Here is a 3,284-nt window from a genome sequence, read left to right as displayed (position 1 = left end):
GTGCTTCCATGAGTTAAATAATACATCTATTTGGATGCTTATTCAATATATAAATATATAAAATGATGTTATTTGTAGAAGGCAACTGCACAAATGCTGAAAGTATCACGGGCGGTGAATTGCCGGGCCTTGCGGTCGTCCATATAGCGCAACCCCTCCCGCCGCCCTGCACAGCCCAAAACTGACTGACAGGCATCGGAGTATCAATAAAGCCCGCCGGAACGGCCGCAGTTAGCGCGTGAGCCTTGGCGAACGGTACGCCGCCACGTTTACGCGGCGGGGCGCTGTATCTGCGCGTGTGAGCATAGCGAGCTTCGGGGCGATAGCAGGGGAGCCATGCATCCAATTAACCGCACGTTGATTGCAAAGCATTCGAAAAATCTAATCCTCCCCTTCACACTTGGCACCTTCAAAACTTTGGTTTATCCATTGTTCCCATTCTCCTTTTACCGATTGAATACGCTGTTGCAGTATTACCAGCATCGCTTCTACAACCGTGGGGAGAATGACTTCGGTATGTGCGCCAGCAGCAAGGTATTGCGCCAGGTCAAAGGCGGCCTGAGCGGCTTCCTGTTGAGGTGTTTTTTTCTCTGGCAGGCGATGGATAGCCAACAAGTCCGGGTGACGATTTGCAAGTAGCAACAGATAGTTATATTCACCGATCGATAGCTTTGTTCCCGTGGCCCCTTTATTTTCCTTTTTTTGCCAGGCGTTATACACCATGCCAAAATGCTGTGCCGCTTCTGAGAGGGATAATCTGGCAGCTTCTCTCGCTTCTGTCACCTGCTGTGGCGTGGGTTTCTCTGTGATCATGCTTTTTTCTCTGCTATGAAGTCGATAAATTCCTGTGTAAGATCCGGCAGTGGGTAATCATCCGGCGCAATCACATCTGAAAGGTTCACGAAATACACCTGATTGAGCGTTTCAAACCGCTTTTCCTTGATCCCCTGAGCACGTTCTTCCCGCGTTGGGTTCGTCCTATCTAATACCGTAAATTGCAGTTTGTATTGCTGGCCATCACAGTACACCGCCAGCATTTTCCTCACCCGCCCTTTACTGCGGGTAAAAAATATCGGTTCCATTATCCGTTCTCCTGGGTCTAGAAGGAAGCAAACAGAAAGCGCGGGTTCGATGCCCGCGCTGACTGTCACCGCTCCAGTGTGGATAAAAAACCCACAACTCTAATTAATTGATCTTTACTGAGCGCGTCAAGTTTGAGCTTATAGGTATCGCCATAACCTTCTGACACATCACCAGTCATGCCCTGCATCCTGATACTACACAAAATCCCGTAGTATCCGTCATAGTCGCGGGTTTCCACCAAACGGGAAAGCAGGCCGATCACCAGGCGTTTTTCTTCCCTTTGGCGGGCCACACCCGCCTGATCAGCGGCGGCAATGGCAATTTGTTGCTCTGCATTAACCAAAATTTTTCGCTTGATGTCCTCAGCAATCCCCCACGGATCACGGGCTGGTGCGACAGTACACCTTGAATGTTCATTAGAACGATGCCCACGCCGAACGCCCCCGACCAAAATTATCCGGCCTTTCTCCATGCGCACGCCTATTGAGTAGTTCTTGAACGCCGGGTTCATCAAACTGATACGGTAAGCATCCGCAGGGATACGCTTATCAATACGCCAACCGTTCCCCAGGAACGCACAAACACGATTAAAAACGGGTGAATACTGTTCGTTAAATGATGTCATTAGTCCTCCTGAAACCGCATATTGGGGGGCTTTCGCCCCCCAGTCCGTTTATGCCCGCGCTTCTACTGCTTTTCGGCCCGTCGCCCGGCGTTTGCCGTTGGTGCCGTACATTTCGCGGATCTCATCCATGCTGTGCTCTTTGCGGTTCCAGCGGCTTTTATGTTCTTCGGGACGGTAAAACCACTGTTTTTTCTTGGCCGCCCATTTACACCCCATTTCTTTTAATACGTCTTTATGCTCGCGTGTATCGCCACTGATCCAAACCCAATTACCAATAACCTCAAAAACGACGCCAGACAACCCAGACAGGGCGGCAAGGATATTCTCTAACTCTTCACCGTAGTTATAACTGGCGTTTTCATCATCAGACTGAAATTGATTTATGTTATCGATATTAGCCATCAAAAATTCGAAAGCAGCATTTACGGCCTTCATCAATTCAGCGCCTAATGGGTTACGGTCTGGATGATATTTAAGCGCCAACTTTTTGTATGCGGACTTAATATCTTTATCCGTCAACTGGCTTTGTTGAATAAATCAGAGTCAGGCGACAGGATAGCTCCCGCCGGTACACCCGTTATGCGATCCGGATGCTGTCCGGCATCCCCAACAGCGTCATCCGGTTCAGCGCTTTGACCATCGCCATTGCTTCACCCACCTGCGCGTCATAGTCCCGCAGGCTCAGATGAGCACCCAAGAGCGTTTTGAACCGGAACATGGCCGTTTCTGCCACTGAACGCCTGTGATAACCCACTTTCTTTTTCCAGACGTCATTGCTGCCGCTCAGATGCTGATTTGCCACGGCGTGGTTACGTTCATGGTACTTGTCGGGCCAGTATTGCGCACCACTTCGTGGCGGAATGAGCGGCCTGATTTTTTTCCTCAGCAAAGCATCATGGCAGTAACGGGTATCGTAGGCGCCGTCTGCTGAGGCTTCCCTGATTTTCCGGTGGGTCTGGTTAATCAGCACCGGCAGTGCCTGTGCATCTGTCGTTCCGCTGAGCGATAAATCGGCACAGATAATCTCGTGCGTCGCACTGTCTGCGGCCAGATGGAGCTTGCGCCACACTCTGCGTTTGTCGGCCCCATGCTGCCTGACTTTCCATTCACCTTCACCGAAAACCTTCAGGCCTGTACTGTCGATGACCAGGTGCGCGATTTCACCCCGGGTTGGCGTCTTTATGTTGATGTTGACGGTCTTTGACCGCCTGCTGACCAGAGAGTAATCCGGGCAGCACAGCGGCAGAGCCATCAGCTTAAAAATCGAGTCAACGAAGCCCTGTAATGCCCGGAGCGACAGGTTGAACACGCGCTTCATCATCAGAACCGTGATGACAGCCATATCGGTGTAGTGAAGCGGACGGCCACGCCCTTCGGGCTGTGTACTGTCAGTCCATGCTGCAATGGCTGACTCATCAAGCCACACAGTGAGTGAACCGCGCTGCCTGAGTGCGTTGTTGTAGGCGGACCAGTTAGTGATTTTAAACTTTTGCTTTGCCATGGGGATCCAATGCTGAAACGACTGTATCGATCAGATCCGCTAATCACCTAAAAGTTCGATTTATTCAACAAAGCC

General features: G+C 50.8%; 5 protein-coding genes. All 5 read right to left on the bottom strand.

Features of this window, described 5'->3' with window-relative positions:
- Window positions 1-381: 381 nt before the first annotated feature.
- The 5 genes from ADK28_RS33440 to ADK28_RS17010 all read right to left on the bottom strand — a co-directional run bounded on the left by ADK28_RS33440 (window position 382) and on the right by ADK28_RS17010 (window position 3,209).
- Complete coding sequence (locus ADK28_RS33440) at window positions 382-813, bottom strand: hypothetical protein (RefSeq protein WP_065426255.1); 432 nt, start codon at window positions 811-813, stop codon at window positions 382-384.
- Window positions 810-1,082, bottom strand: a complete 273-nt coding sequence (locus tag ADK28_RS17025) for a hypothetical protein (RefSeq protein ID WP_048796216.1) — start codon at window positions 1,080-1,082, stop codon at window positions 810-812. Before ADK28_RS17025 ends, ADK28_RS33440 begins: the two co-directional genes overlap by 4 nt.
- Before the next feature lie 65 nt (window positions 1,083-1,147).
- Complete coding sequence (locus ADK28_RS17020; protein ID WP_048796215.1) at window positions 1,148-1,708, bottom strand: hypothetical protein; 561 nt, start codon at window positions 1,706-1,708, stop codon at window positions 1,148-1,150.
- Between the two features lie 48 nt (window positions 1,709-1,756).
- Complete coding sequence (locus ADK28_RS17015; RefSeq protein ID WP_048796214.1) at window positions 1,757-2,242, bottom strand: DnaJ domain-containing protein; 486 nt, start codon at window positions 2,240-2,242, stop codon at window positions 1,757-1,759.
- 43 nt (window positions 2,243-2,285) lie between these two features.
- Entirely contained in the window at window positions 2,286-3,209 is a 924-nt protein-coding gene (locus ADK28_RS17010; RefSeq protein ID WP_048795946.1) for an IS5 family transposase, read from the bottom strand.
- Window positions 3,210-3,284 lie beyond the last annotated feature (75 nt).

Origin of the sequence: Serratia sp. 506_PEND (assembly GCF_001076875.1) — a bacterium.
GTDB lineage: Bacteria > Pseudomonadota > Gammaproteobacteria > Enterobacterales > Enterobacteriaceae > Serratia > Serratia marcescens.
Note: the sequence above shows the minus strand (reverse complement) of the source record. Positions and strands in the feature narration are given on the sequence as shown.

Excerpts from the sequence above, each read along its gene's own strand:
- ADK28_RS17010 (WP_048795946.1), bottom strand. The coding sequence starts at position 3,209 with ATGGCAAAGCAAAAGTTTAAAATCACTAACTGGTCCGCCTACAACAAC.
- ADK28_RS33440 (WP_065426255.1), bottom strand. The coding sequence starts at position 813 with ATGATCACAGAGAAACCCACGCCACAGCAGGTGACAGAAGCGAGAGAA.
- ADK28_RS17020 (WP_048796215.1), bottom strand. The coding sequence starts at position 1,708 with ATGACATCATTTAACGAACAGTATTCACCCGTTTTTAATCGTGTTTGT.
- ADK28_RS17025 (WP_048796216.1), bottom strand. The coding sequence starts at position 1,082 with ATGGAACCGATATTTTTTACCCGCAGTAAAGGGCGGGTGAGGAAAATG.